A 267-nucleotide genomic window follows, 5' to 3' on the forward strand; every position below is an offset into this window, starting at 1 on the left:
GACTGACCATATTAGAAGAGCACAATACCTTTTACAACAGGGAACAGCAGTGGTTGATATATGCTATTTTAAAGGGGATGATCCGGCCTCGGGAATTCCTGATATTTATCTGAGTGGCATAGTACCTGAGGGTTATAAGGGAGATGTGATCGGTCGTGATGTTTTGTTAAACCAGATCTCAATTAAAAACCAAAATATAGAATTGTCGCAGGGGATGCAGTATAAGATCTGTGTTCTTGCAGATGTTAAAGCTCTACTACCTGAGAG

General features: G+C 40.4%; 1 protein-coding gene. It reads left to right on the forward strand.

Going from position 1 to position 267, the window contains the following annotated elements; all coding sequences use genetic code 11:
• A partial coding sequence (locus SB754_RS20700; RefSeq protein WP_410784236.1) for a glycosyl hydrolase occupies positions 1-267 on the forward strand: 267 nt, incomplete at both ends.

Source organism: Leifsonia sp. SIMBA_070, from assembly GCF_046534635.1.
Taxonomy (GTDB): domain Bacteria; phylum Actinomycetota; class Actinomycetes; order Actinomycetales; family Microbacteriaceae; genus Leifsonia.